Genomic DNA, 26,830 nt, shown 5'->3' with positions numbered 1-26,830 from the left:
TTCAGCAGCCTGAGCTTAAGCCGAATGCGTCCACTGAACCTAAAGAAAAACGGCAGCCACTTGGCTGCCGTTTTAATCTTAAGGTCACCCTGAGATTTATTCCCACTCAATAGTCGCTGGCGGCTTGCTCGACACGTCGTAAGTAACGCGGGAGATGCCCTCAATCTCGTTGATGATGCGGTTCGACACCTTCTCCAGCAGCTCGTATGGCAGATGCGCCCAGCGAGCGGTCATGAAATCGATGGTTTCTACCGCACGCAGGGCAACAACCCAGGCGTAACGGCGGCCGTCACCGACCACACCCACAGATTTAACCGGCTGGAAGACAACGAATGCCTGGCTGGTTTTGTGGTACCAGTCGAAGTTACGCAGTTCTTCGATGAAGATGTGATCCGCACGACGCAGCAGGTCGGCGTACTCTTTTTTCACTTCGCCGAGGATGCGCACGCCCAGGCCCGGGCCTGGGAATGGGTGGCGGTAGACCATGTCGTACGGCAGGCCCAGTTCGAGACCGATCTTACGCACTTCGTCTTTGAACAATTCACGCAGTGGCTCAACCAACTTGAGCTTCATCTCTTCAGGCAGACCACCCACGTTGTGGTGGCTCTTGATCACGTGAGCTTTGCCGGTTTTAGCGCCAGCGGACTCGATCACATCCGGGTAGATGGTGCCTTGAGCGAGGAACTGGATGTTTTCCAGCTTGCTCGACTCTTCATCAAACACCTCAATGAACTTGGCGCCGATGATTTTGCGCTTCTGCTCAGGGTCACTGACGCCAGCCAATGCACTGAGGAATTTGTCTTCGGCGTTGGCACGAATCACCTTCACGCCCATGTTCTCAGCGAACATGGCCATAACCTGATCACCTTCGTGCAGGCGCAGCAGGCCGTTATCCACAAATACGCAGGTCAGTTGGCTGCCGATGGCTTTGTGCAGCAGTGCGGCTACAACGGAGGAATCCACACCACCGGAGAGGCCCAGCAGGACGTTAGCATCGCCCACTTGCTCACGTACTTGGCGAATGGCGTCTTCAACGATGTTGGACGGTGTCCACAGGGCTTCACAGCCACTGATTTCCAGCACAAAACGGGACAGAATGCGGCCGCCCTGCTTGGTGTGGGTCACCTCTGGGTGGAACTGCACGCCGTAGTAGTGGCGGGAATCGTCAGCCATGGCAGCAATCGGGCAGCTCGGGGTGCTGGCCAGAATGTGGAAGCCTTCTGGAATCTTGGTGACTTTGTCACCGTGGCTCATCCACACATCCAAGCCCAGCACGCCATCGGTATCCACGTGGTCTTCGATGCCGTCGAGCAGCTTGCTCTTACCAACGACATCCACACGGGCGTAGCCGAATTCGCGCAGGTCAGAACCTTCAACCTTGCCGCCCAGCTGCTCGGACATGGTCTGCATGCCGTAGCAGATGCCCAGCACCGGCACATTAAGGTCAAACACGGCCTGCGGTGCGCGAGGGCTGTTGGCTTCGTGCACCGACTCCGGGCCACCGGCCAGGATGATGCCGCGCGGTGCGAAGGCACGGATGTCCGCGTCGCTCATATCCCAAGGGTGCAGCTCGCAATACACTCCGATTTCACGCACACGGCGGGCAATCAGTTGGGAGTACTGGGAACCGAAATCCAGAATCAGGATACGGTGAGCGTGAATGTCTTGATGAGCCATAGCCGTCTCTCGTAGCGGGATTCACAAATGACAAGGGGCTGAATCAGACAGCCCCGAGTACTCAATATTCTGTATGTCGCCAGATAGAGGCTTCGGCAGCAAACCGAAACCACTATCCGACGCTTTTTCAACCGACGCGGTAGTTCGGCGCTTCTTTGGTGATCTGTACATCGTGTACGTGGGACTCAGCCATACCAGCACCGGTAATACGTACAAACTCTGGCTTGGTACGCATCTCTTCGATGGTTGCACAGCCGGTGTAGCCCATGGAGGCACGCAGGCCGCCCATCAGCTGATGCACGATGGCACCCATTGCGCCTTTGTACGGCACTCGGCCTTCAATACCTTCCGGAACCAGTTTCTCGGCACCTGCGGATGAATCCTGGAAGTAACGGTCAGACGAACCTTGCGCCTGCGCCATTGCACCCAGCGAACCCATACCACGGTACGCCTTATAAGAACGGCCTTGGAACAGTTCGACTTCGCCCGGTGCTTCTTCAGTACCAGCCAGCATAGAACCGATCATTACAGCCGAAGCACCGGCAGCGATGGCCTTGGAGAGGTCACCGGAGAAACGGATACCGCCGTCCGCAATCAACGGTACGCCTGTACCGGCCAGTGCCGCTGCAACGTTAGCCACAGCACTGATCTGCGGAACGCCAACACCAGCAACGATGCGGGTGGTGCAAATAGAACCTGGGCCAATACCGACTTTAACGCCATCAGCACCGGCTTCGGCCAGGGCACGAGCAGCAGCGCCAGTGGCGATGTTGCCGCCGATCACCTGAACCTCTGGGAAGTTCTGCTTAACCCAGCGTACGCGCTCGATTACGCCTTTGGAGTGACCGTGCGCGGTATCAACGATGATCACGTCAACACCTGCCGCAACCAACGCAGCAACGCGGTCACCAGTGTCAGCTCCAGTACCAACAGCAGCCCCCACACGCAGACGGCCATGCTCGTCTTTGCTGGCCAGCGGGTAGGCTTTGGCTTTTTCGATATCGTTAACGGTCATCATGCCTTTGAGGCGGAATTGATCGTCAACAATCAGAACGCGCTCAATGCGGTGCTTGTGCAGCAGCTTGCGCACGACTTGTTTGTCTTCGCCTTCTTTGACGGTGACCAGACGCTCTTTCGGCGTCATGACTTCACGTACTTTGGCGTTCATGTTGCTTTCGAAACGCACATCGCGCGAAGTCACGATGCCCACCAGATCACCGTGGTGCAGGACTGGCACGCCGGAGATGTTGTTCTGACGGGTCAGGTCGAACAGATCACTCACAGTTGCGTCAGCTTCAATGGTGATCGGATCTTTCACCACACCAGACTCATAACGTTTGACCTTGCGGACTTCGGCAGCCTGCTGATCAATAGTCATGTTCTTGTGGATGATGCCGATGCCACCTTCCTGAGCCATGGCAATAGCCAGACGGGCCTCAGTTACGGTGTCCATTGCAGCAGAAAGAAGCGGAATATTCAGTTCGATGCCACGTGTCAGGCGCGTTTTGAGGCTGACATCCTTCGGCAGAACTTCGGAATAACCAGGAATAAGTAGAACGTCGTCGAAGGTAAGAGCTTCTTGACTGATTCGCAGCATGGCGGGGGCTCCCAGACGGGAAAATTGGAAGCGCGCCATTATACCCAGACCTGCCGCTTCGCTCAACGCAAAGTAGCGATTACTTTGGGGAAATTCTCAGATGCCGCGAACCGCGCCCTACAGGCCAACCCTGACGACCCTGACAGGAAATCCCAACACGGCTGTGATCTGCTGCAAAAACTCTGGCTTAAAGCCTGCTTCTGCCCAGTTATTGAAGATAAAGCCGAGATTGGAAAAACCACAGGGTTGTAAGAACAAGAAGCCGTTAATGTCGTCTTCATGCCCACAAAGGGGGCAGATAAAGTTGTCGGTGTGCCCAGGAAACCACTCATCCAGACTTTCAAACAGAGCCTCACCGACTTCTTGACGGCATTCAGGGCAACCTGCCTCCTCAAGAAACCCCTCAGTGGGGGTATAAATGCAGCGTTTGTAGATAATTTCCAAACCGTGTATCGGCTGACCAAACGGCAGTAGGTCGGGCCGTTCAACCACCTTGCGAGCCCCGGGGGCGATCCCATACCCCATGTGCCGCCCGGTACGGCCACAGGTGCTTAGCTCAGCCTCTACAATGTTCTGCCGAATCAGCCAACGCACCAGTTTAAGTGCCGCTGCCTCATGGCCGGGGAAGCTGGATATCTGCGGAACAATGATGGCTTGCTGCTGCTTCATGACGCGATCTGCTCGGATAAAGGGCGCGCAGCTTAATAAGCTGGACGGCCCGGTCAAGATAAAGAATCAATTTGCACCCTATGGACAGTTTCGCAAAGTCTTTACTATGCCCACATGATTAAAGACCCATTCCAACGCCTGAACCTCGACCGCGAGGTACTCAGCGTCAGCCAACTTAATAGCCGCGCACGCCTGCTGCTTGAAGATGTGTTCAGCAACATCTGGGTGGAGGGTGAAATCTCCAACTTGGCCAAACCTGCGTCGGGGCACGTTTACTTCACCCTTAAAGACAGCCAGGCCCAGGTGCGCTGTGCACTGTTCCGACAAAACGCCCTGCGTATTCGGCAAGCGCTGCGTGATGGGCTGGCGGTGAAAGTGCGCGGCAAGGTTTCGCTGTTTGAAGGCCGCGGCGACTACCAGTTGATTCTGGACATGGTCGAGCCCGCCGGTGACGGCGCGCTGCGGCTGGCATTTGAAGCCCTGAAAGAAAAGCTCAGCGCTGAAGGCCTGTTTGCTAACGAGCGCAAGATTGCCCTGCCGACTCACCCCAAACGCATTGGTATTGTCAGCTCGCCGACCGGCGCGGTAATCCGCGACATCATCAGCGTGTTCCGCCGCCGCGCCCCGCAAGTAGAGCTGAACTTGGTTCCCACCGCTGTGCAGGGCCGCGAAGCCACCGCGCAGATTGTTCGCGCACTCGAACTGGCTGACAAACAAGGCTTTGATGCGCTAATCCTGGCCCGTGGCGGCGGCTCGCTGGAAGACCTCTGGTGCTTCAACGAAGAGCCTGTGGCCCGTGCCATTGCCGCTTGCGCCACGCCGATTGTCAGCGCTGTCGGCCACGAAACTGATGTATCCATTGCCGACTTTGTTGCCGATGTCCGCGCGCCGACACCCTCTGCCGCCGCAGAACTGCTGGCACCGGATAACAGCGAACTGGTGCAGCGCCTGTACACCCTGCAACGTCGCTTGCACATGCGCATGCAACACCGCCTGGAGCGGGAGCGCATGCGCGTGGATAGTTTGCAGCGCCGCCTGCGCCACCCCGGTGAGCGCCTGCGCCAACACGCGCAGCGGGTGGATGATCTGGAAATGCGCCTGATCCGGGCCATCCAGACGCAATCAGGCAGGCAGCGGGAGTGCCTCAACAGCTTACAAACCCGCTTGCTAAGCCTGCACCCGCAACGGGACTTGAAGTTACTAGGCCAGCGTCTCGACGCCCTAACCGAGCGTATGCATCGCAGCATGTTCGAAGGTTTAAGAGCACGCCAGCTACGCCTCACCAGCCAGATGCAAACCCTGCATGCCGTCAGCCCACTGGCAACACTGGGTCGCGGATACAGCATTTTGCTCGATGACAAAGGGCGTGCCATCCGAGATGCAGCGGATACACAACCCGGCCAGCGCTTAAAAGCACGGCTAGGCAAGGGCGAACTGGACGTTCGCGTCGAAGACAACCACGTGCAGCCAGCTAATCTGTCGCTGCTGGACTGATCGAAACCGGCTGCTGGATCAGCCACAACAGGAAGATGTATGCGTTTTATTGCTGTCCTTTTTGCCCTAGCCCTACCTGCCCACGCCGACGGGTTTATCAGCCGCCTGCTCAACAAACCGGTTCCAGGTGGGGTCGCCGTTGTGGATCTTGGCTCAAGCCCCAGCGCACCAACGGCCACTTATCAAGGCAAGCCAGTACTGATCATTCATGAAGATCAGCAACGCTGGATAGCCATTGTCGGCATCCCGCTGAGTGTTAAACCAAGCACACAGCAAATCAGCGTGAACAACGGCCAGCAGCTGAGCTTTCAGGTCGGTAGCAAGCATTACACCGAACAGCGCATCACCCTCAAAAACAAACAGCAGGTCAACCCAAACCCAGACAACCTGCGGCGCATTGAGCGCGAGCTAGCGGAGCAGACTCACGCCTATCGGCAGTTCAGCCCACGTCAACCAAGCAATTTATTGTTTGATCGGCCCGTTAACGGCCCCCTCTCCAGCCCCTTCGGCCTGCGACGCTTCTTTAACGGAGAGGAGCGCAACCCACATTCCGGACTGGACTTCGCCGCCAACAAAGGTACACCGATCAAAGCACCGGCAGCCGGGAAAGTGATTCTGGTGGGCGACTACTTCTTCAATGGCCGCACTGTATTCCTCGATCATGGCCAGGGCCTGATCAGCATGTTCTGCCATATGTCAGCGGTGGACGTGAAAGTCGGTGATGAAATTGCCCGGAGTGGAGTTATCGGCAAGGTCGGCTCCACAGGACGCGCCACCGGACCGCATCTGCACTGGAACGTCAGCCTGAACGATGCACGGGTTGATCCAGCGATCTTTATCGGCGCATTCAAACCCTGAAAAGGCAGCCCTTGGTCAGACAGACGGCTCGTTCAACGCAATAACCCTGCTCGGTTTGTTATGGTGGGAGGTTCAAATTCGCACACCAGTCATCTGGCATACGTATAAATGGATCTCACGCTTTAATAGGAGCGACACGAGCAGCATGAAAGAACTGTACAACGAGTCTCTGATCTGGCTTCAGCAATACCCCGAGCTATACACCCTGACCGCACTGACAGTGCTGTTGCTGGCAGCCTGGGTAGGCAACTTCATCGTCAAACGCATCTTGGTGCGCGGCCTCTATCGTGCCCTCAAGAGCACACCAATCGGCAGGAACCAGCTGGTTTATGACTCACGGGTGATCTCCCGCCTGGCCAATATTGTTCCGGCGCTGATCATCACCGGCGGGATCAACCTAATTCCCAACCTGCCTAAAGTCGTTGTAACCGTCACCCAGAACGTGTGCAGCGCCTTTATCGTACTGTCCATCGCGCTGGCCATTAGCGGTATTCTGACGATCATCAACTCGCTGTATGAGCGCAGACCCAATGCCCACCTGAAGCCGATCAAAGGCTACATCCAAGTCATCAAGATTCTTCTATTCGCTGTTGCAGCGATTCTGATGATCGCCAGCCTGATCGACCGCTCACCACTGATCCTGCTGTCCGGTCTGGGTGCCATGGCTGCGGTGCTGATGTTGATCTTCCAGGACACCCTGCTGTCACTGGTGGCCAGCGTGCAGATCTCCTCCAGCGACATGGTGCGCGTAGGCGACTGGATTGAGATGCCACAGCTCAATGCCGACGGTGATGTGATCGATATCGCCCTGCACACCGTCAAGGTGCAGAACTGGGACAAAACCATCACCACCATACCCACCAAACGCTTGATCACTGATCCGTTCAAAAACTGGCGCGGCATGCAGGAGTCGGGTGGTCGGCGAATCAAGCGCAGCCTGTATCTGGATCAGACTAGCGTACGCTTCCTCAGCCCAGATGAAATCGCCCGCCTGCAAAACTTTCTGCTACTGGGCCAGTACCTGAGCAATAAAAAAAGTGAGCTGGAAAGCTGGAACGGTCAGTTAGCAGAAGCGGCTAACGAACCGGCAAACACACGTCGGGTAACAAACCTCGGCACGTTCCGAGCCTATGTTGAGCATTACTTGCGCCAGCATCAGGGCATTCATCAAGGCATGACTCAACTTGTCCGCCAGTTGCAACCCACCGCAGAAGGCTTGCCGCTGGAACTGTACTGCTTCACCTCAACAGTGGCCTGGGGGCCGTATGAGGCGATCCAGTCGGACATCTTCGACCATTTATTGGCCATCCTGCCGGAGTTTGGACTGCGTGTATTCCAAGCACCTAGTGGTGCAGATATGCGAGAGCTAAAGGGGCATTTATCCCCAACAAGCCTCAATTGATGCTTTAGCGGGCGGCTACCGTAAAAAGCCGTCCGCAATTTGCGACAATAAAGCCGCAAAAAAACTGCTATAAAATTGCGCAAACATGTCTCAATCGAGATTTTTCACCAATTTTCAAGCATTGCTTGCCAGCTTTAACCCCAGCGATTAGGGTTAGCGCCATGAAAAACACTCATACCCTCTTCCTGCTGCGCCAACATGCCAATCTATGTTTGGTAAGCCAGCGACTGCGTGGCTAATTCTCAGCCCCAGATCTACCCGATTACCTGAATAGTTCAGCGGCCGCCACAAGCGCCGAGATTTTAAGGATTAGCCATGAGCATGCTTAAAGATCCATCCAGCAAATACCGTCCGTTTACTCCGATCAGCCTCCCGGATCGCACCTGGCCTGATCAGATCATCACTAAAGCGCCGATCTGGTTGTCCACCGACCTGCGTGACGGTAACCAATCGCTGATCGAACCCATGGACGCCGAGAAGAAAATGCGTTTCTTCAAGTGCCTGGTTCAAGTGGGTCTGAAAGAGATCGAAGTTGGCTTCCCGTCTGCTTCGCAAACAGATTTCGACTTCGTTCGCGAATTGATCGAAGGCGGCCACATTCCTGATGACGTCACCATTCAGGTACTGACTCAGGCCCGTGACGATCTTATCGAACGCACCTTCGAGTCCCTCAAGGGCGCGAAGAAAGCCATCGTTCACTATTACAACGCCTGCGCTCCGGCCTTCCGCAAAATCGTCTTTAACCAAGACAAAGCCGGTGTTAAAGCCATTGCGGTGGCTGCCGCTAAAACGATCAAGCGCCTGGCCGAAGCTGCACCGGAAACCCAGTGGGGCTTCGAGTACTCGCCTGAGGTGTTCAGCTCCACTGAAACCGACTTCGCGGTGGAAGTGTGCAACGCTGTGATCGACGTGTTCCAGCCGACTCCGGCCAACAAGCTGATCCTCAACCTGCCAGCCACTATTGAGTGCGCTACACCCAACAACTATGCCGATCAGGTCGAGTGGTTTGGCCGCAATGTGGACAAGCGCGACAGCGTGTTGATCAGCGTGCACACCCACAACGACCGTGGTACTGGCGTTGCTGCTTCCGAGCTTGCAGTCATGGCGGGCGCTGACCGTGTGGAAGGCTGCCTGTTTGGTAACGGCGAGCGTACCGGCAACGTCTGCTTGGTGACCTTGGCGCTGAACCTCTACACCCAAGGTGTGAATCCTGAACTGGACTTCTCCGACATCGACGCCGTGCGCAAAGTCGTCGAAGACTGCAACCAACTGCCGGTTCACCCACGTCATCCGTATGTTGGCGACCTGGTTCATACCGCGTTTTCAGGCTCGCACCAAGACGCCATCCGTAAAGGCTTTGCCCAACAGAAGCCGGATGCCATCTGGGAAGTGCCATACCTGCCAATCGACCCGGCCGATATCGGCCGCGATTACGAGGCGGTTATTCGCGTCAACAGCCAGTCGGGCAAAGGCGGCATCACTTTCCTGCTTGAGCAGGAATACGGCATCAGCTTGCCACGCCGTATGCAGATCGAGTTCAGCCAAGTGGTCCAGAAAGAGACGGATCGCCTCGGCCTTGAAATGACGGCCGGTCAGATCTACGAGTTGCTGGTCAACGAATACCTGAAAGCTGAAACACCGTACACCCTGAAAGGCCACCGCCTGCAGGAAGAAAACGGTAACAGCACAGTAGACGTAGAAGTTAGCAATAACGGCGAAACGCAAACCTGGCACGGCACCGGCAAAGGCCCACTGGAAGCACTGGTCGCTGGCCTGCCCGTCTCGGTTGAGATCATGGACTACTCTGAACACGCCATTGGTGCAGGTACTAACGCCAAAGCCGCAGCTTATATTGAGCTGCGCGTAAATGGTGGCCGCGCCCTGCATGGTGTAGGCATTGATGAAAACATCACCACCGCCAGCTTCCGGGCACTGTTCAGCGCACTGAACCGGGCCCAGGCACAAGCCGCCTAACGGTACTACAAATAAGAAAAGGGGGACTTCGGTCCCCTTTTTTGTGGCCGCGATTATAAAAACATCACAAACCGATAAGCGCTGTCTCCAGCGAAGACTATAAGGCCGCCGACTTCATGCATTAGCTCAACGTGAAGCTATCAGCATCCAGATACGCCGGGAAACGCTCGCGGTATTCGGCCAACGCCTTGGCACTCAAGGTGCTGCGCAGCACGCCATCGGTTGCATCCGGAGCGATCAGGTAGTCACCCTGGAAGTCAAGCAACTGGCTGTCGCCACTGTAGGAATAGCCTTTGCCGTCCGTACCCACACGGTTGACGGCAGCGACGTAACAGAGGTTTTCAATGGCCCGAGCAGGGAGCAGGCGGTTCCAGTGATTACCTCGTGCAGCTGGCCAGTTGGCAGTGTAGATCAGTAGATCGGTGTCACCCGCACTGCGGCTCCACACAGGGAAGCGCAGGTCGTAGCAGATCAATGGCCGTACCTTCCAGCCCTTGAGTTCCACCACCAGTTGCTCATCCCCTGCGCTGTAATACTTATGCTCACCGGCCATGCGAAACAGGTGGCGCTTGTCGTAGTACGCATAGGTGCCATCCGGCCGAGCCCAGATCAAACGGTTACGGTAGCCGCCATCAGCAGCCTGAATAATCAGGCTCCCCATGATCACCGCATTAACGGCCTGAGCCTGTTGCAGCAACCATTGCACGCTAGGGCCGTCTTGAGGCTCAGCAAGGGCAGAGGACTCCATGCTGAAACCAGTGGTGAACATTTCCGGCAGGAGTATCAAGTCGGCGCCTTTAGCCTGCTCGAACAGCGCTGAGAAATGTTCACGGTTAGTCTGCGGGTCGTGCCAGGCAAGATCCGTCTGAATCAGGGCAACGTCTAGGTCGGGCAACTGACTTAATTCCTTTAAATCGCGCATAGCTTCTCCGCAGCTTGGCGTAGGGTTTCTTCACGTTTGGCAAAGCACAGGCGTACAAGACGCAAACTTTCGGGTGGCTGCTGATAAAAAACCGAGACAGGAATAACCGCCACACCGTGTTCACGGGTCATCCACTCAGCCATGGCCACATCATCCAGATCATTACGGATGGCGGAATAGTCGACCACCTGAAAATAAGTGCCCGGTGTACGGCTAAAACGGAAGCGAGAGTCCTCCAGCAAATCGCAGAAGATATCGCGCTTGGCCTGATAGAAGCCTGGCAGTTCGTCCACATGTTCAGGATGGGCTGCCATATAGTCCGCCAGCCCCCATTGCAGCGGAGTGACGCCACAGAAATTAACGTACTGATGCACTTTGCGCAGTTCGGCGCTGAGCGCAGGCGGGGCGACTACATAACCGGTTTTCCAACCGGTGACGTGGTAGGTTTTGCCGAATGAGCTGACCACAAAGGACCGCTGATACAGCTCCTCATGCGCTAGCACACTGGCATGCTTGCGACCATCAAACAGCAGGTGCTCATACACTTCATCACTGATTATGTAAATTTCACGCCCACGGATCAGCTCAGCCAGTTGATCCAGTTCTTCACGGCTGATCAGCGCCCCACTAGGGTTGTGCGGGCTGTTGATGATGATCATGCGGGTTTTGCTGCTAAGGGCATCCTGCAGTTTCTGCCAATCAATGCGGAAGTCAGGCAAGGTCATTGGCACATGCACACAGCGTCCCCCAGCCAGCTCGACTGAAGGCTCATAACTGTCGTAGCTAGGATCAAAGACAATGACCTCATCGCCAGGGTGAACCACTGCCTGCACCGCACAAAAAATCGCCTCAGTCGCACCCGGCGTGATGGTAACTTCAGCGTCAGCACTGACTGTGGCGCCATAGCAGCGGGCGATCTTCGCCGCCACCTGTTCACGTAAAGCGGGCAAGCCCGTCATCGGCGCATATTGGTTATGGCCTGCTGAAATGTGCGCAGCCACAGCATCGCGTAAACCTTGCGGGCCATCAAAGTCTGGAAATCCCTGAGACAGGTTAAGCGCGCCGGTTTCCGCAGCGAGCTGAGACATACGGGTAAAAATGGTGGTGCCGACATTCGGCAACTTGCTGTTGATCATTACGACTTATCCCCGGAGCAGTGCAGCGCTGGATACTGACAAGCCAGCAGGATAGCCGATACGCCAGATGCGCAAAAGGCACCCGAAGGTGCCTTTATAGAGCGCTACCGACATAGTGCTAGTCGGTTATTTACGCTTGTCCTTACGCTTTTTCTCAGCCTTTTTGTGGTGGCTCATCAAACGACGCTTCTTATTCACCTGGCGGTCCGTAAGGGTGTTTTTGTTGCCCTCGTACGGGTTATCGCTGCCTTTGAACTCGATGCGAATAGGCGTACCCACCAGCTTCAGCACACGGCGATAGGTGTTTTCCAGATAACGAATGTATGACTTCGGTACCGCATCCACCTGGTTACCGTGGATCACAATCAGCGGCGGGTTAGCACCACCCAAGTGAGCATAACGCAGCTTGATACGGCGGTTGTTGACCATAGGTGGCGCATGGTCACTGACGGCATCTTCGAGAATCTGAGTCAGACGGTTGGTCGGCCAGCGGGTAATCGCGGACTTAAACGATGCCTGCACCGACTTGTACAGATTGCCCACACCAGTACCGTGTAGGGCAGAGATAAAGTGGATATCAGCAAAGTCGACGAAGAACAGACGGCGTTCCAGCTCAGTCTTAACGTAGTCACGTTCGCTCGGCTCCATGCCATCCCATTTGTTCAATGCGATAACCAGAGCGCGACCGCTTTCCAGGACAAAACCCAGTAGGTTCAAGTCGTGATCCACCACACCTTCGCGGGCGTCCATGACGAACACAACAACGTTGGAGTCTTGAATAGCCTGAAGGGTTTTAACTACCGAGAACTTCTCAACTGCCTCGAAAATCTTGCCACGGCGACGCACGCCCGCCGTGTCGATCAGGGTGTATTTTTCACCATCACGCTCGAACGGGATGTAGATACTGTCACGGGTCGTTCCAGCTTGGTCATACACGATGACCCGTTCTTCGCCCAACATACGGTTTACCAGCGTGGACTTACCCACGTTGGGACGACCGATGATGGCCAGCTTGATGCCGTCCTTCTCACTCGGCCCGGGAATACGCTTGGCTTCCTGACCTTCGAGGACTTCCTCTTCTGCTTCGCCCTCTTCCGGTTCTTCAGCATCTTTGGGGAACGTGCCCAGCACAGCTTCAAGCATCTGGCTAATGCCACGGCCGTGAGCACCGGCAATGGCCAGGGATTCACCCATGCCCATGCTGGCGAACTCGGCACGAGCCAGATCCGGATCGAGGTTATCGACCTTATTGATCACCAGGAAACTGCGCTTGTTACGACGACGCAGATGCTCACCAATCATCTGGTCAGATGCAGACAGACCCGCACGGGCATCCACCAAGAAAAGTACGGCATCCGCCTCTTCAATGGCCTGCAAGGATTGCTCAGCCATCTTGGCGTCAATCCCCTCTTCATCCCCGGAAATACCACCGGTGTCGATGACGATGTAGGTGCGCCCCTGCCACTTGGCCTCACCGTACTGGCGATCTCGGGTCAGACCAGACAGGTCGCCGACGATAGCGTCACGGGACTTGGTCAAGCGGTTAAACAGGGTGGACTTGCCAACGTTCGGGCGACCCACCAGGGCTATTACGGGAACCATTCGGCTCTCCACTTCGTTATTTCAGAAAATACAAAAGCCGCTGCTTGCGGCAGCGGCCGTAATTCAACACCTGGAGGGCCGTCAGACAACACGTTCTGCCAACCCTGCCAGGACCAGCCGATCAATGCTTGATGGTCAGAGCCACCAGCTTACCGCTGTTGCCGAATGCATAGAGCATATCGCCTACGACCAGCGGACGGGCACGCAGGCCATCGCTGTCGATACGGGTACGCCCTACGAAACGGCCATCCACTTGGCTGACCAAGTGCAGATAACCTTCCAGATCACCAAAGGCAACATAGCTGGAAAACACTTCCGGCGCAGAGAGCTGACGGCGAGCCAGTGCATCGTTGTTCCACAGAGCGGATGCAGAGCGCTCGTCGATACCCTCAACGGTACCGCTGGCCAGGCTGACATACACACTGCCGTAACCTTGAGCAACGCCGACGGAACTGGAGGCTTCGCGCTGCCAGAGGATCTGGCCGCTTTCAAAGTCCAGAGCGGCTACGCGCCCCTGATAACTAACGGCATACAGGGTGCCAGCAGACAGCAACAGGCCACCATCGATATCCACAACCCGCTCGAGTTCGGAGCGCCCCTGCGGAATCGCAACGCGTTGCTCCCATACTGGAACACCGCGCTGCGCGTCTAACGCAATCACCTTACCGGTGGACAGGCCTGCAACAGCCAGACGATTAGTCAGTACTGGGCTACCTGTACCGCGCAGCGTCAGTACCGCTGGGGTGTTTTCGAAAATCCACCGCTGGTCGCCCGTGTGGATATCAAATGCAATCAGTCGGTCATCCTGAGTCTGAACCAGAACAACGTCACCATTCAGAGCAGCGGGTGCTAGGACTTCGCTGGTGACACGAGAACGCCACTTTTCTTCACCCGTAGCGCTATCCAGGGCGACAATCTCACCTTTAAGCGTGCCTAAAACCACCAGACCATAACCAGCACCGACAGCGCCGGAAACCGGGATCTCCAGGTCTTTTTTCCAAAGCACCTTGCCGGTCATACGGTCCATGGCGACCACCAGGCCCTCAACATCGGCAGCATAGATCTGCTCACCGTCGATGGCTGGAACCAGCATGTTGTAGGTTTCGCCTTGGCCTTCACCAATGGAGCGGCTCCAGACTTTATCTAGACGCACTTCTTCAGTGAACTTTGGCAGTTCGGCCGGGGGCAGTTCCTTGGTGCTGTTGCTGCTGCAACCCACAGCCATTACAGCCAGGGCCAGCAGTGCGGCATTTTTCCAACGCATCACGTTATGCATCCCCTTTGGCCAGGTCGTCGAGCTTCATTTGCAAACCGCCTACTGCGGCATCATCAGCAAGAGAAGACTTAGCCTTTTCATAAGCAGCTCGGGCTTCATCTGCGCGACCCAATTGCACCAGCAGATCGCCCTTCAACTCTTCACGGCTGGACGAGAATGCTTCAATGGCATCGCCATCGAGCAGTTTCAGCGCGTCCTCAGCCTTGTCTTGTGCCGCCAGTACGCGGGCCAGACGCTGACGCGCCATTTCGCCTAGGCTCTTATCAGCTGGCTTATCAACAACGGCTTGCAACTCGCTGGCTGCGTCGTCCAGTTTGCCCGCTTCAACGGCAACCTTTGCAACAAACAGGCTGCCGTACTGAGCATAAGCAGTGCCGGAGTATTCTTTCTTGAGGGTGTTGGCCAGCTCAGCAACCTTACCTGCATCCGGCTTACCGCTCGGATCAAGGGCGGCCTCCAGCAGCTGCTGGTACAGCGCAGAGGCGCCATAGGCATGGTTCGCTTGGTATTTCTGCCAAGCATTCCAACCCAGCACAGCGGCCAAAGCAATGATCACACCTGTCAGTAATGGCTTGCCGTTACGCTGCCACCAATCCTTGATTACCGCCAACTCTTCATCGTCAGTACGCGAAACCACCCCAACACTCCTATTCGCTGAATCTTTTAGCAGGTGTTCAGACCTGTTTGGCACAAGCCGCCAGATGATCGGCCAAGTCCGACCAGGCAATATTCTGTTGTTCGCCCTGTCCACGTAGCGGCTTACAACCTACAACTTGCTGAGCCAATTCATCTTCACCAAGAATCAGTGCGTAAAGCGCGCCGCTCTTGTCGGCCTTTTTGAACTGGCTTTTGAAACTTCCTGCACCGGCGTTGACCTGCAAGCGCAGCCCCGGTACCTGATCACGCAATTTTTCACTCAGGGCTAGCGCTGCCAGTTCGGCAGGCTCACCAAAGGCACACATATATACATCAACTGTGCGCGCAATTTCAGCCGGCACTTTACCCAAGGTTTCGAGTAAGAGCACCAAACGTTCGATACCCATGGCAAAACCCACACCCGCAGTCGGCTTGCCACCCATCTGTTCGACCAGGCCATCATAGCGTCCGCCAGCACAAACGGTGCCCTGCGAGCCCAACTGATCAGTTACCCACTCGAACACAGTTTTGCTGTAGTAGTCGAGCCCGCGAACCAGTTTGGGATTTACTTCGTATGGCACGCCAGCCGCGTCTAAACGGGCCTTGAGCCCTTCGAAATGCACCCGGGAGTCCTCATCCAGGTAATCCGCCAGTTTTGGCGCATTAACCAAGATTGCCTGGGTTTGTGGCGACTTGCTGTCTAATACTCGCAGCGGGTTGGTGTTCATGCGGCGGCGGCTGTCTTCATCCAACTGATCCGCATGGGCCGTCAGAAACTCAACCAGAGCATCCCGGTACACCGCACGGGCTGCACTGGTGCCCAGGCTGTTCAGCTCGAGCTTGACCGAATCACGGATACCCAGCAGGCCCCACAGGCGCCAGGTCAACAGAATCAGCTCGGCATCAATGTCCGGGCCGTCAATGTTGAATACTTCGACACCAATCTGGTGGAACTGGCGATAGCGGCCTTTTTGAGGACGCTCGTGACGGAACATCGGGCCGATATACCACAGCTTTTGCGGCTGACCAGCACCCGCCAAACCATGTTCCAGCACAGCGCGGACGCAGGCTGCGGTACCTTCAGGGCGCAGGGTCAGAGAGTCACCGTTGCGATCCTCAAAGGTGTACATCTCTTTTTCTACGATATCGGTGACTTCACCAATGGAGCGTTTGAACAGCTCAGTGAACTCAACGATAGGCATGCGAATTTGCTGATAGCCGTAACCATCCAGCAGACCGGCCACAGTGCCTTCGAAATAGCGCCAGAGAGGGGTTTGATCCGGCAGGATGTCGTTCATGCCACGAATGGCTTGTAAGGGCTTGCTCACTTAAATTCCTTAACGCGTCTTAGCTGCGCACAATAACAGCAGCATCAGCAGCGGCTTTATCTGCGGCTTTTTCACGAATCAGTTTTTCCAGCTCGTCGACCAGATTGTCGTTGGTCAGCTTCTGCGCCGGTTTACCGTCGATATAAATCAGGTTTGGCTGACCACCAGTCAGTCCGATATGAGCCTCTTTAGCTTCGCCGGGCCCATTGACCACGCAGCCAATCACGGCAACATCCATCGGCACCAACAGGTCTTCGACCCGCTGTTCCAACTCATTCATGGTTTTCACCACATCGAAGTTCTGTCGCGAACAGCTCGGACAGGCGATGAAGTTGATGCCACGGGAGCGCAGGCGCAGTGATTTGAGGATATCGAAGCCTACTTTGACCTCTTCTACCGGGTCAGCCGCCAGCGAAATGCGGATGGTGTCACCAATACCGTCAGCAAGCAGCATGCCCAGACCTACAGCTGACTTGACGGTGCCGGAGCGCAAACCGCCGGCCTCGGTAATACCCAGATGCAACGGTTGTTCGATCTGTTTGGCCAGGAGGCGATACGCCTCCACTGCCATAAACACATCTGAAGCTTTAACGCTGACTTTGAAATCAGGGAAATTAAGACGATCCAGATGCTCAACATGTCGCAAAGCGGACTCTACCAGCGCTTCAGGCGTAGGTTCACCGTACTTTTTCTGCAAATCCTTTTCGAGGGAGCCGGCATTGACACCAATGCGAATCGGGATGCCCTTGTCACGAGCAGCCTCAACCACAGCGCGCACCCGATCTTCACGGCCAATATTACCGGGATTGATACGCAGGCAATCGACGCCAAGCTCAGCCACACGCAAGGCAATCTGATAGTCGAAGTGAATATCAGCTACCAGCGGCACCTTCACCTGCTGTTTGATCAGGCCGAATGCTTCAGCCGCATCCATGTCCGGGACAGAAACCCGAACGATATCAGCACCAGCAGCCTCCAGACGGCGGATTTGGGCAACTGTTGCAGCAACATCGTGGGTGTCGCTGTTGGTCATACTCTGAACCGAGATGGGTGAATCACCCCCTACAGGAACCGAACCTACCCAGATTTTGCGCGAAACGCGGCGCTTGATCGGTGACTCACCGTGCATGTTATTGCCCACCCAACTTCAGTCGTGCTGTCTCACCAGAGATAAAGGGCGCAATATCAACTTCTGCACCATTCAAACGAACACTGGCACCGCGCGCATAGCCCAGGCGCAGCTCCAATGGTGCCTTACCGGCAACCTCATAGCGCTCACCTTTACGCTTGAGTGAGGCATGAAGGATCTTGCCCGTCGCATCTTTAATCTGAATCCAGCAGTCAGCAGTGAAGGTAAGTGCAATCACGGCCTCACCTTCACCGGCCTGGACGGGAGCGGCAGGTGTTTGTACGCTTGTTTCAGCAGGCGTAACAGCCGCAGCGGCCGCTGTTGGCTCAGTAGCTGAAGGCAGCGCTGGCGCTGCAGAAGCCTCGGCAGTACCTACAGCGCTCTCGCCCACAGTAGAGGCTTGCGCAGCAGGAGTAGTCTCTGAAGACCCCGGCTCAGTTTCCGGCTTGTTAGCTTCAGCACCTGTCAGGGCCTGATCAGCTTCTGCTTCCTGTTGGGCCTCTTCTACCGCTTGGTCTTCTGGCTCGTCCAAAGGATGAATCTGAGTTGTGCCATCCGCACCCTCTACTTCAACGTGCTCAAGACTGGTCGTTGCAATGCTCTGTTCACGACGTTCAGCCTGGTCCTGCCACCATATAAAGCTCGCACCAGCCAACCCCACCAGCGCAACAATGCTTACAACCTTAAGAACCCGCTGAGAAATATTTCGCGGCTCTTGAATGCGATCCAAGCTATGAACAGTACTTTCAGCGGCAGTAGATCCGGTGTACGCATCAAATTGACGAACCAGCTCAGCCTGATCCAGGCCCAGCAGTTTGGCATAAGTACGTACATATCCCCGGGCAAAGGTCAGCCCCGGGACTTTTTCAAAAGCGCCTTGTTCGATTTCATTAAGACGCTGTGTGGTCAAATTCAGCTGAGCGGCAACTTCGGCAACCGCCCATCCCCGAGCCTCACGAGCATTGCGCAAGGTCTCGCCGGGATTCACCCGGGAAACAGCTACAGTTTCTGGTTGCGCCGTTTTCATCATTGCTCCGACAGGTATTGCTGATATTCCGGGGTAGCCGGATAGAGTCGTTTTAACTGTAAACCGAGGCTCGCGGCCTGATCGCGCTCCTCAAACACCTTAGCGAGGCGGACACCCAGCAGCAGGCTTGCCGCATTGTGTGGAGCCAGCGCTACATAGCTTTCATAGTAGCTGCGGGCGGGCACATATTCTTTATCGTTAAAAGACAGCTGGGCCATGGCGAGCAAAGCCCGTGGCTGACGGGAATTTAAACGCAAAGAACGCTCAAAATAAGTCTTCGCTTGAGCCTGTTGGTTCAATTGTTGAGCCGTCAGACCAAGATTTTCGAAAACCCTAGAGCGTTCTGGGTACAGCGTGTCTTCTGAAGCTTTTAAATAAACCTCAAGGGCTTCTTTATAACGTTTTTGCTCAAACAGGAAACCACCGTAGTTGTTCAGCATACGGGCTTCGCCGCCACTGAGCGAGATGGCTTTGCGAAAATGGCTATCTGCCAGCTCAGGCTCCATCTCCGTCTGGAAAACAAAGCCTAAGGTTGCGTGCACATCCGCACTCGACGGATCTAAGTCCAGCGCTTGCTTGAGCGGCACCTTGGCACGCTCAGTATCGCCGTTGCGCAAATAGCCAAGCCCGAGTTGCATGTAAGCATCCCTGGCTTCTTCGCGACCTTTGTCGGTCTTTAGTGGATCAATATTACCGCCGGTTGAGACACAACCGGCCAACAGACTGGCGGCCAACAGCAAAAATGCAGGTCGCAAAGTCATGAGCGCACTCCCTCAGGTTCGATTGGCAGCAGAACTCGCGGCGTCAGTTTCGCTATTCAGCTGACGAACAGCAATATAACGCTCGCTGCGGCGGGTACGGTCCATGACCTGCCCCACCAGTTGCCCACATGCTGCATCAATATCTTCGCCTCGTGTGGTGCGGACTGTGACATTGTGCCCAGCTTTGTGTAACAAGTCCTGAAAACGGCGAATAGCGTTATTGCTAGGACGCTCGTAGCCAGAATGAGGAAACGGGTTGAAAGGAATCAGGTTGATCTTGCAAGGCACGTCTTTGAGCAGAGCGATCATCTCATCAGCGTGCTGCGGGGTATCGTTTACGTCCTTGAGCAGGGTGTACTCGATGGTCAGAACACGCTTCTCACCTAAACGCGAAATGTAGCGCTTGCAGGCAGCCAGCAGCATCTCAAGCGGGTACTTCTTGTTAATGGGTACCAGCTTATTACGCAACTCATCGTTTGGTGCATGCAGAGAAAGCGCAAGGGAAACGTCGATGACCTCAGCAAGCTTGTCAATCATCGGCACAACACCCGATGTCGACAAAGTCACCTTGCGCTTGGAAATGCCGTAACCGAGGTCGTCCATCATGATTTTCATGGCGGCGACAACGTTATCGAAGTTAAGCAGCGGCTCCCCCATGCCCATCATCACCACGTTGGTGATAGCACGGTCGATTTTTGCCGGAACGGTGCCAAAGGATTTATTAGCGATCCAGACTTGACCGATGATTTCAGCCGACGTCAGGTCACTGTTAAATCCCTGCTTACCCGTGGAGCAGAAGCTGCAATCCAGGGCACAACCTGCCTGGGATGACACACAAAGCGTGCCCCGTGATCCCTGCGGGATATACACGGTTTCAACGCAACTGCCTGATGCCACGCGCACAACCCACTTGCGAGTGCCATCGGACGAAATATCTTCGCTGACCACTTCAGGCCCGCGAATTTCAGCAGAAGCTTTGAGCTTTTCGCGCAAAGCTTTGCCGATATTGGTCATGGCGTCGAAATCATCGACGCCAAAGTGGTGAATCCACTTCATGATCTGACCGGCACGGAAGCGCTTTTCCCCGATCTGTTCGAAGAATTGCTCCAGTTCCTGCTGGGTTAAACCCAGAAGATTTGTTTTACCGGTCGATTGTGTCATGGCCTCACCCTCACCCATTTCGCTTAGCGAATGCGTGCGCAAACTTCAGTTTCAGAGAAGAAGTAAGCGATTTCGCGAGCAGCAGAAGCTTCGGAGTCGGAACCGTGAACAGCGTTTTCGTCGATGGAAACAGCGAAATCAGCACGGATGGTGCCTGGAGCTGCTTCTTTCGGGTTGGTAGCGCCCATCAGCTCACGGTTAGCCAGAACTGCGTTCTCGCCTTCCAGAACCTGAACGATAACCGGGCCGGAAGTCATGAATGCAACCAGGTCCTTGAAGAAGCCACGCTCGCTGTGCTCAGCGTAGAAACCAGCAGCTTCGCGCTCGGACAGCTGTACCATCTTAGAAGCAACGACACGCAGGCCGGCTTTTTCGAAACGGCTGGTGATCTCACCGATAACGTTTTTAGCAACGGCATCCGGCTTGATGATGGAGAAAGTACGTTGAACAGCCATGGGAAACTCCAAAAACAGTTATTTAGCAAAAATTAAACCCGCGAATTATACGCGGGTTCATGTCAAAAGCGTAGGTCGCTGGCCAGATAGCCTTCAATCGGCTTCTTCGATCCAGGCGGCCTGAATGGCCTCTAACACTTTCTCTCCTGCCCGTTGCGGGTCGTCATCGAACCCCGGCAAGGCTACGACCCACTTGTGCAGATCGACAAAATTGACGTAGCGCGGATCAACATCCGGTTTGGAATCGGCTAACTGAATGGCAATTTCCAGCACATCAACCCATTTCAGACTCATCACAACTCCTCGACTCAATGGGGCGCTTCAGCGGCGTGATTGAGGGAATACTTGGGAATCTCAACAGTCAGATCTTCATCTCCGACGATAGCCTGACAGGATAACCGGGACTGCGCCTCAAGCCCCCAAGCCTTATCCAGCATATCCTCTTCAAGATCATCCAGCTCGTTCAACGAGTCGAAGCCCTCGCGGATGATGCAGTGGCAGGTGGTGCAGGCGCATACGCCGCCACAGGCACTTTCAATCTCGATGTGGTTATCGTGCGCCACATCCAGAATGGATGTACCGGGCTCAACTTCAACCACTAACCCTTCCGGACACAGCACTGCGTGGGGCAGGAAAATGACCTGGGGCATGTTTATTCCTCAATCTCGTTTAGATTACGACCAGCCAGCGCGGCCTTGACGGTTGCATCCAAGCGACGAGCCGCAAAGGCATCGGTCACCTGCGTCAGGCGCTTAGTCTGCTGCTCGATGGCAAAACCGTCGTTACCGGCCATCAATTCACGCAGCTGCTCCATTTGCAGTCCGATGGCTAAGCGCTCTTCTTCACTCAGCAAGCGCTCACCATCCACCTGCAAAGCGCCTTCAACTGCCTCAAGCAGACGCTGCGCATCAACTTGCTGCTCACGCAGCACACGAGCGGCCTTGTCTTCACCGGCATTACTGAAGGAATCCTGCAACATGCGGGCAATTTCGCCATCGGTCAGGCCGTAAGACGGCTTCACCTGAATACTGGACTCCACACCCGAGGTTAGCTCACGGGCCGAGACACTGAGCAAACCATCAGCATCCACCTGGAACGTAACCCGGATTTTTGCTGCGCCAGCGACCATAGGTGGAATGCCGCGCAACTCGAATCGAGCCAAAGAACGGCAATCGCTGATCAGCTCACGCTCACCTTGCAACACATGAATCATCATGGCCGTTTGGCCATCTTTATACGTGGTGAATTCTTGAGCCCGCGCCACTGGAATGGTGGTATTGCGCGGAATCACCTTCTCCATCAATCCGCCCATGGTCTCAAGACCAAGCGACAGCGGAATTACGTCCAGCAGCAAGAGTTCTTCGCCCTCACCGCGACGGTTACCCGCCAAGGCATCAGCCTGAATAGCAGCACCAACTGCCACCACCTGATCCGGATCGATATCCGTCAGTGGTTCGCGACCGAACAACTCACCCACCGCTTCACGCACACGCGGTACACGAGTCGAGCCGCCAACCATGACAACAGCTTTGACATCTTCGAGCTCGATCGCAGCGTCACGCACCGCACGGCGACACGCTTTAAGACTGCGACTGATCAAAGGTTCAATCAGCTGATCAAAATGGGCACGAGTCAACACACCACTCCAACCGGCATAGGCCACCTCAGTGGAATCTGCTGTCGTCAGAGCCTCTTTAGCCGCACAAGCAGTGGCTAGCAGGGCACGCTGCTCACTCGGGCTGAGATTAGTGGAAAGGCCGGCTTGAGCGACAATCCAGCCTGCGACCAAGTGGTCGAAGTCATCACCACCCAGCGCCGTATCCCCACCGGTTGCCAACACTTCGAACACCCCACCCGTCAGGCGCAGGATGGAAATATCAAACGTTCCACCACCCAGGTCGTAGATCGCCACAACACCTTCGGCTTTTTGATCCAAACCGTAAGCAACCGCCGCGGCAGTGGGTTCATTGAGCAGTCGTAGCACGGTCAGCCCAGCCAGTCGCGCAGCATCCTTAGTCGCCTGGCGCTGAGCATCATCGAAATAAGCCGGGACCGTGATTACAGCCCCCACCAGTTCACCACCGAGCGCCTCTTCACCACGCTGACGCAGCACTTTGAGAATTTCAGCAGAAACCTCAACCGGACTCTTTGCGCCCTGCACCGTGTCAATAAAAGGCATGTGCGACTCACCTTCGACAAAACGGTACGGCAACTGCTCGCCCAGCTGCTTAACATCAGCCAGACCACGCCCAACCAGACGCTTGACGGAGAGCACAGTGTTGAACGGATCGCTGGATGCAGCCTCTTTCGCGCGCGCACCGACCTCAACGCGATCAGCGTGATAACGAACAGCAGAAGGCAGAATGACCCGCCCATCCGCATCAGCAAGTGGCGCGCTCAGACCGCTGCGCACAGCGGCAACAAGAGAATTGGTTGTCCCAAGATCAATCCCAACCGTGAGCTTGCGCTGGTGTGGTTTTGGGCTTTGTCCGGGCTCAGCGATCTGCAGTAAGGCCATGTTGATCAGTGCTTAAATCAGGGGCGCAACGGGGCGCAGGGGCATTAATCGTCGAGGCGCTCTTCCAGCTGGCGCACCTCGTGGGAAAGCTTGTCCAGGAACTGCATACGGCGCATCAGGCGCTCAGCCTCTTCGCGCTGCGCTGCATCTTCCCAGCAAGCGGCAAAACGCTCATTGAGCTCGTCCTGAGCTGACTTGAGCCGACGCTTGAACTGACTGACACCTGAGATATCAGCGCTGTCCTGAAGATCCTCAAGCTCCTCACGCCACTGCATTTGCTGCATAAGGAATTCAGGGTCGTGCACCGTTACCTCTAGCGGTAACTCACCGCCTTTAAGCGCCAACAGATAGCGGGCACGTTGCGGGGCACTTTTCAGGACTTGATAGGCTTCGTTCAGACTGGCTGAGCGCTCCAGCGCGAGGCGTTGCTCACGCTCGGATGCATCTGCAAAGCGATCCGGATGAACATGACGCGCCATCTCACGATAGCGGGCGCTGAGCAGATCCAGATCCAGCTTAAACTCAGGTTGCAAGTCGAACAGTGCAAAATGGCACGGGCTGCCGCTACGAATCTCAGACATTGAAGCTTTCGCCGCAGCCGCACTCACCACGCACATTTGGGTTATTGAACTTGAAGCCTTCGTTCAAACCCTCTTTGACAAAGTCCAGCTCTGTGCCGTCAAGGTAAACCAAGCTCTTAGGGTCGATGACGACTTTCACACCATGGGCTTCGTATACCTGATCTTCGCTGGCGGCTTCGTCAACGAACTCAAGCACATAGGCCAAACCGGAACAGCCTGTTGTGCGAACCCCCAAACGAATGCCTACACCCTTACCGCGCCCCTCAAGGGAACGACGCACATGGGCAGCAGCCGCTTCAGTCATGCTGATAGCCATCGACTACCTCCTTAGAGCAGGCCTTTCTTCTGCTTGTAATCGCGAACAGCAGCCTTGATGGCATCTTCAGCGAGTACTGAGCAGTGGATCTTCACTGGCGGCAGTGCAAGTTCTTCAGCCAACTCAGTGTTCTTGATGGTTTCTGCCTCATCCAGGGTCTTACCCTTCATCCACTCGGTAGCGAGGGAGCTGGATGCGATTGCGGAACCGCAACCGTAGGTTTTGAACTTGGCGTCTTCAATGACACCCTGCTCATTCACCTTGATCTGCAGACGCATTACGTCACCACACGCCGGAGCACCGACCATGCCGGTGCCGACATCAGGATCAGCCGCATCCATCTTGCCGACGTTGCGGGGGTTTTCGTAGTGGTCAATGACCTTGTCACTGTAAGCCATGCTGGTATTCCTCTCTCATCAGGGACTGCTCACCGGCAGCCTTAGTGTGCAGCCCACTCGACTTTGGTCAGGTCCACACCTTCTTTAAACATATCCCACAGCGGCGAAAGCTCGCGCAGCTTGGTGACCGCCTCGCGCACTTTCTGCGCGGCGTAGTCAATTTCTTCCTCGGTCGTAAAGCGGCCGAAGGTGAAACGAATGGAGCTGTGTGCCAGCTCGTCATTACGCCCCAACGCACGCAGCACGTAGGAAGGCTCCAGCGAGGCCGAAGTACAGGCCGAACCGGAAGAAACAGCGAGGTCTTTGAGCGCCATGATCAGCGACTCACCCTCAACATAGTTGAAGCTCAGATTGAGGTTGTGCGGTACGCCAGAAGTCAGACTGCCGTTAACGTACAGCTCTTCCAGATCTTCAAGCTGCTTGTAGAAACGGTCGCGCAGGCCTTTGATGCGCTGGTTTTCCTGCACCATTTCTTCTTTAGCAATGCGGAATGCTTCGCCCATACCAACGATTTGGTGAGTCGCCAGAGTGCCTGAACGCATGCCACGCTCATGACCGCCACCGTGGATCTGCGCTTCGAGACGCACGCGCGGTTTACGACGCACATACAGAGCACCGATACCTTTCGGGCCGTAGGTTTTGTGTGCCGAGAAGGACATCAGATCGACTTTCAGGGTATTGAGGTCAATCTCGACCTTACCAGTCGCCTGAGCAGCATCAACATGGAAGAACACGCCACGGGCACGGGTCAGTTCACCAATTGCAGCGATATCGTTAACGCTACCGATTTCGTTATTGACCATCATGACCGACACCAGAATGGTGTCCTCACGCAGGGCAGCCTCGATCATCGCTGGGGTGATCAGGCCTTCTTCAGTCGGGTCCAGATAAGTCACTTCAAACCCTTCACGCTCCAGTTGGCGCATGGTGTCGAGGACAGCCTTGTGCTCAATTTTGGAGGTAATCAGGTGCTTACCTTTGGACTTGTAGAACTCAGCCACGCCTTTGATAGCAAGGTTGTCCGACTCGGTGGCACCGGAAGTCCAGACGATCTCACGTGGATCAGCATTGACCAGCTCAGCCACCTGGCGGCGAGCGTTCTCAACAGCCTCTTCAGCTTTCCAGCCAAAGACGTGGGAACGGGACGCTGGGTTACCGAAATTACCGTCAACCAGCAGGCAGTCACTCATTTTTTGCGCAACTCGCGGATCAACCGGAGTGGTCGCGGAGTAATCGAGATAAATCGGCAATTTCATCAACTTTCTCCTAATCAGGTATCTGGCCCGTCGGCCTGCGCCCCACCCTCAATCAACGGCGGACGCTTGAATCTTGTCCAGGTGCGGCGCCCCATTACTGCAACGGCGCTGATCCTGACGCAGAGCTACTTCCTGCACTTCACTACGAGTAACCAGATCAGCCAGGCTGATGCCACTCAAAAACTCATGAATTCGCTGACTCAGATCGCACCACAAGTGGTGAGTCAGACAGGTATCACCAGCATGGCAATCCCCCTGCCCCTGACAGCGCGTGGCATCGACCGATTCATTCACTGCATCAATCACTTCTGCCACCTGAATCCCGCGCATATCACGGGACAACTGGTAACCACCGCCTGGGCCGCGCACACTGGAAACCAGATTGCTACGGCGAAGCTTGGCAAACAGCTGCTCCAGATAAGAAAGAGAAATACCCTGCCGCTCGGAAATGTCAGCTAGAGATACAGGCCCACGCTGGGCATGCAGCGCCAGATCGAGCATGGCAGTGACGGCGTATCGGCCTTTAGTGGTTAATCGCATGAGGGATTACCGCGTGATCGCAACAGGCTGCGATTATGCAATTCCCGAGCATTTAAGTCAACTATAAGACCCAGCACGCTAGTCGGGATTAAGTTGCATATGAGGGCGCACATCATA

Annotated in this window: 26 protein-coding genes; 4 read left to right on the top strand and 22 right to left on the bottom strand. The window is 55.5% G+C overall.

The features are described 5' to 3' along the window. Window positions 1–96: 96 nt before the first annotated feature. The 3 genes from guaA to WG219_06240 all read right to left on the bottom strand — a co-directional run bounded on the left by guaA (window position 97) and on the right by WG219_06240 (window position 3,943). On the bottom strand, window positions 97–1,677 hold the full coding sequence (gene guaA, locus WG219_06250) for a glutamine-hydrolyzing GMP synthase (protein ID WXL27054.1): 1,581 nt from the start codon (window positions 1,675–1,677) through the stop codon (window positions 97–99). Window positions 1,678–1,804: 127 nt separating this feature from the next. Beyond that, window positions 1,805–3,274, bottom strand: a complete 1,470-nt coding sequence (gene guaB / locus WG219_06245) for an IMP dehydrogenase (GenBank protein WXL27053.1) — start codon at window positions 3,272–3,274, stop codon at window positions 1,805–1,807. Between the two features lie 117 nt (window positions 3,275–3,391). Beyond that, complete coding sequence (locus WG219_06240) at window positions 3,392–3,943, bottom strand: sugar ABC transporter ATPase (protein ID WXL27052.1); 552 nt, start codon at window positions 3,941–3,943, stop codon at window positions 3,392–3,394. 114 nt (window positions 3,944–4,057) lie between these two features. On the opposite strand from WG219_06240, the gene xseA reads away from it, so the two are divergent. The 4 genes from xseA (at window position 4,058) to leuA (ending at window position 9,671) form a co-directional block, all read left to right on the top strand. Then, window positions 4,058–5,437 carry an exodeoxyribonuclease VII large subunit gene (gene xseA, locus WG219_06235; GenBank protein WXL27051.1) on the top strand — a complete coding sequence of 460 codons (1,380 nt, stop codon included), beginning with the start codon at window positions 4,058–4,060 and terminating at the stop codon, window positions 5,435–5,437. Between the two features lie 39 nt (window positions 5,438–5,476). After that, a complete protein-coding gene (locus WG219_06230) occupies window positions 5,477–6,295 on the top strand; it encodes a peptidoglycan DD-metalloendopeptidase family protein (GenBank protein WXL27050.1) in 819 nt (272 codons plus the stop codon). 145 nt (window positions 6,296–6,440) lie between these two features. Beyond that, window positions 6,441–7,697 (top strand): mechanosensitive ion channel family protein, encoded by a 1,257-nt coding sequence (locus WG219_06225; protein WXL27049.1) that lies wholly within the window; start codon window positions 6,441–6,443, stop codon window positions 7,695–7,697. 315 nt (window positions 7,698–8,012) lie between these two features. Next, on the top strand, window positions 8,013–9,671 hold the full coding sequence (gene leuA, locus WG219_06220) for a 2-isopropylmalate synthase (protein WXL27048.1): 1,659 nt from the start codon (window positions 8,013–8,015) through the stop codon (window positions 9,669–9,671). A gap of 121 nt (window positions 9,672–9,792) precedes the next feature. On the opposite strand, the gene WG219_06215 is transcribed toward leuA, so the two are convergent. From WG219_06215 to iscR, 19 genes are all read right to left on the bottom strand, one after another. Beyond that, window positions 9,793–10,593, bottom strand: coding sequence for an amidohydrolase (locus WG219_06215; protein WXL27047.1), 801 nt, complete (start codon window positions 10,591–10,593; stop codon window positions 9,793–9,795). Further along, window positions 10,581–11,729 (bottom strand): pyridoxal phosphate-dependent aminotransferase, encoded by a 1,149-nt coding sequence (locus tag WG219_06210; protein WXL27046.1) that lies wholly within the window; start codon window positions 11,727–11,729, stop codon window positions 10,581–10,583. Before WG219_06210 ends, WG219_06215 begins: the two co-directional genes overlap by 13 nt. Window positions 11,730–11,855: 126 nt before the next feature. Next, window positions 11,856–13,331 carry a ribosome biogenesis GTPase Der gene (der, locus tag WG219_06205; protein ID WXL27045.1) on the bottom strand — a complete coding sequence of 492 codons (1,476 nt, stop codon included), beginning with the start codon at window positions 13,329–13,331 and terminating at the stop codon, window positions 11,856–11,858. Between the two features lie 121 nt (window positions 13,332–13,452). Beyond that, a complete protein-coding gene (gene bamB, locus WG219_06200) occupies window positions 13,453–14,607 on the bottom strand; it encodes an outer membrane protein assembly factor BamB (protein WXL27044.1) in 1,155 nt (384 codons plus the stop codon). Further along, window positions 14,600–15,244 carry a tetratricopeptide repeat protein gene (locus tag WG219_06195; protein WXL27043.1) on the bottom strand — a complete coding sequence of 215 codons (645 nt, stop codon included), beginning with the start codon at window positions 15,242–15,244 and terminating at the stop codon, window positions 14,600–14,602. The genes bamB and WG219_06195 overlap by 8 nt, the downstream gene beginning before the upstream one ends. Window positions 15,245–15,281: 37 nt before the next feature. Next, window positions 15,282–16,571, bottom strand: a complete 1,290-nt coding sequence (gene hisS / locus WG219_06190) for a histidine--tRNA ligase (GenBank protein WXL27042.1) — start codon at window positions 16,569–16,571, stop codon at window positions 15,282–15,284. 19 nt (window positions 16,572–16,590) lie between these two features. After that, complete coding sequence (gene ispG, locus WG219_06185) at window positions 16,591–17,700, bottom strand: flavodoxin-dependent (E)-4-hydroxy-3-methylbut-2-enyl-diphosphate synthase (GenBank protein ID WXL27041.1); 1,110 nt, start codon at window positions 17,698–17,700, stop codon at window positions 16,591–16,593. A gap of 1 nt (window position 17,701) precedes the next feature. After that, window positions 17,702–18,727 carry a RodZ family helix-turn-helix domain-containing protein gene (locus WG219_06180; protein ID WXL27040.1) on the bottom strand — a complete coding sequence of 342 codons (1,026 nt, stop codon included), beginning with the start codon at window positions 18,725–18,727 and terminating at the stop codon, window positions 17,702–17,704. Further along, a complete protein-coding gene (pilW, locus tag WG219_06175) occupies window positions 18,727–19,488 on the bottom strand; it encodes a type IV pilus biogenesis/stability protein PilW (protein WXL27039.1) in 762 nt (253 codons plus the stop codon). The genes WG219_06180 and pilW overlap by 1 nt, the downstream gene beginning before the upstream one ends. Before the next feature lie 12 nt (window positions 19,489–19,500). Next, entirely contained in the window at window positions 19,501–20,649 is a 1,149-nt protein-coding gene (gene rlmN, locus WG219_06170) for a 23S rRNA (adenine(2503)-C(2))-methyltransferase RlmN (protein ID WXL27038.1), read from the bottom strand. 23 nt (window positions 20,650–20,672) lie between these two features. Continuing rightward, window positions 20,673–21,104: a nucleoside-diphosphate kinase gene (gene ndk, locus WG219_06165; GenBank protein WXL27037.1), complete on the bottom strand. Its 432-nt coding sequence runs from the start codon at window positions 21,102–21,104 to the stop codon at window positions 20,673–20,675. Between the two features lie 93 nt (window positions 21,105–21,197). After that, window positions 21,198–21,398, bottom strand: a complete 201-nt coding sequence (gene iscX / locus WG219_06160; GenBank protein ID WXL27036.1) for a Fe-S cluster assembly protein IscX — start codon at window positions 21,396–21,398, stop codon at window positions 21,198–21,200. 14 nt (window positions 21,399–21,412) lie between these two features. After that, window positions 21,413–21,754: an ISC system 2Fe-2S type ferredoxin gene (fdx, locus tag WG219_06155; protein ID WXL27035.1), complete on the bottom strand. Its 342-nt coding sequence runs from the start codon at window positions 21,752–21,754 to the stop codon at window positions 21,413–21,415. A 2-nt stretch (window positions 21,755–21,756) separates the two neighbouring features. Continuing rightward, window positions 21,757–23,622, bottom strand: coding sequence for a Fe-S protein assembly chaperone HscA (hscA, locus tag WG219_06150; protein WXL27034.1), 1,866 nt, complete (start codon window positions 23,620–23,622; stop codon window positions 21,757–21,759). Between the two features lie 44 nt (window positions 23,623–23,666). After that, window positions 23,667–24,203 carry a co-chaperone HscB gene (gene hscB, locus WG219_06145; GenBank protein ID WXL27033.1) on the bottom strand — a complete coding sequence of 179 codons (537 nt, stop codon included), beginning with the start codon at window positions 24,201–24,203 and terminating at the stop codon, window positions 23,667–23,669. Next, entirely contained in the window at window positions 24,196–24,519 is a 324-nt protein-coding gene (gene iscA / locus WG219_06140) for an iron-sulfur cluster assembly protein IscA (GenBank protein ID WXL27032.1), read from the bottom strand. The genes hscB and iscA overlap by 8 nt, the downstream gene beginning before the upstream one ends. Before the next feature lie 11 nt (window positions 24,520–24,530). Beyond that, window positions 24,531–24,917, bottom strand: a complete 387-nt coding sequence (iscU, locus tag WG219_06135; protein WXL27031.1) for a Fe-S cluster assembly scaffold IscU — start codon at window positions 24,915–24,917, stop codon at window positions 24,531–24,533. Between the two features lie 41 nt (window positions 24,918–24,958). Continuing rightward, window positions 24,959–26,173, bottom strand: a complete 1,215-nt coding sequence (locus WG219_06130) for an IscS subfamily cysteine desulfurase (GenBank protein ID WXL27030.1) — start codon at window positions 26,171–26,173, stop codon at window positions 24,959–24,961. A gap of 48 nt (window positions 26,174–26,221) precedes the next feature. Then, a complete protein-coding gene (iscR, locus tag WG219_06125; protein ID WXL27029.1) occupies window positions 26,222–26,713 on the bottom strand; it encodes a Fe-S cluster assembly transcriptional regulator IscR in 492 nt (163 codons plus the stop codon). Between the last annotated feature and the right edge of the window lie 117 nt (window positions 26,714–26,830).

The organism is Pseudomonas mendocina, assembly GCA_037482215.1.
GTDB lineage: Bacteria > Pseudomonadota > Gammaproteobacteria > Pseudomonadales > Pseudomonadaceae > Aquipseudomonas > Aquipseudomonas mendocina_E.
This window is presented reverse-complemented; position numbering and strand designations above follow the sequence as displayed.

Bases quoted from the DNA above. Each gene is read 5' to 3' on its own strand.
- hscB (WXL27033.1), bottom strand. From the start codon at position 24,203: ATGTCTGAGATTCGTAGCGGCAGCCCGTGCCATTTTGCACTGTTCGAC.
- guaA (WXL27054.1), bottom strand. From the start codon at position 1,677: ATGGCTCATCAAGACATTCACGCTCACCGTATCCTGATTCTGGATTTC.
- WG219_06230 (WXL27050.1), top strand. From the start codon at position 5,477: ATGCGTTTTATTGCTGTCCTTTTTGCCCTAGCCCTACCTGCCCACGCC.
- iscR (WXL27029.1), bottom strand. From the start codon at position 26,713: ATGCGATTAACCACTAAAGGCCGATACGCCGTCACTGCCATGCTCGAT.
- iscA (WXL27032.1), bottom strand. From the start codon at position 24,519: ATGGCTATCAGCATGACTGAAGCGGCTGCTGCCCATGTGCGTCGTTCC.
- iscU (WXL27031.1), bottom strand. From the start codon at position 24,917: ATGGCTTACAGTGACAAGGTCATTGACCACTACGAAAACCCCCGCAAC.
- iscX (WXL27036.1), bottom strand. From the start codon at position 21,398: ATGAGTCTGAAATGGGTTGATGTGCTGGAAATTGCCATTCAGTTAGCC.
- ispG (WXL27041.1), bottom strand. From the start codon at position 17,700: ATGCACGGTGAGTCACCGATCAAGCGCCGCGTTTCGCGCAAAATCTGG.
- rlmN (WXL27038.1), bottom strand. From the start codon at position 20,649: ATGACACAATCGACCGGTAAAACAAATCTTCTGGGTTTAACCCAGCAG.
- guaB (WXL27053.1), bottom strand. From the start codon at position 3,274: ATGCTGCGAATCAGTCAAGAAGCTCTTACCTTCGACGACGTTCTACTT.
- leuA (WXL27048.1), top strand. From the start codon at position 8,013: ATGAGCATGCTTAAAGATCCATCCAGCAAATACCGTCCGTTTACTCCG.
- ndk (WXL27037.1), bottom strand. From the start codon at position 21,104: ATGGCTGTTCAACGTACTTTCTCCATCATCAAGCCGGATGCCGTTGCT.
- WG219_06215 (WXL27047.1), bottom strand. From the start codon at position 10,593: ATGCGCGATTTAAAGGAATTAAGTCAGTTGCCCGACCTAGACGTTGCC.
- WG219_06240 (WXL27052.1), bottom strand. From the start codon at position 3,943: ATGAAGCAGCAGCAAGCCATCATTGTTCCGCAGATATCCAGCTTCCCC.
- bamB (WXL27044.1), bottom strand. From the start codon at position 14,607: ATGCATAACGTGATGCGTTGGAAAAATGCCGCACTGCTGGCCCTGGCT.
- WG219_06210 (WXL27046.1), bottom strand. From the start codon at position 11,729: ATGATCAACAGCAAGTTGCCGAATGTCGGCACCACCATTTTTACCCGT.
- fdx (WXL27035.1), bottom strand. From the start codon at position 21,754: ATGCCCCAGGTCATTTTCCTGCCCCACGCAGTGCTGTGTCCGGAAGGG.
- der (WXL27045.1), bottom strand. From the start codon at position 13,331: ATGGTTCCCGTAATAGCCCTGGTGGGTCGCCCGAACGTTGGCAAGTCC.
- WG219_06180 (WXL27040.1), bottom strand. From the start codon at position 18,727: ATGAAAACGGCGCAACCAGAAACTGTAGCTGTTTCCCGGGTGAATCCC.
- WG219_06130 (WXL27030.1), bottom strand. From the start codon at position 26,173: ATGAAATTGCCGATTTATCTCGATTACTCCGCGACCACTCCGGTTGAT.
- hscA (WXL27034.1), bottom strand. From the start codon at position 23,622: ATGGCCTTACTGCAGATCGCTGAGCCCGGACAAAGCCCAAAACCACAC.
- WG219_06225 (WXL27049.1), top strand. From the start codon at position 6,441: ATGAAAGAACTGTACAACGAGTCTCTGATCTGGCTTCAGCAATACCCC.
- xseA (WXL27051.1), top strand. From the start codon at position 4,058: ATGATTAAAGACCCATTCCAACGCCTGAACCTCGACCGCGAGGTACTC.
- pilW (WXL27039.1), bottom strand. From the start codon at position 19,488: ATGACTTTGCGACCTGCATTTTTGCTGTTGGCCGCCAGTCTGTTGGCC.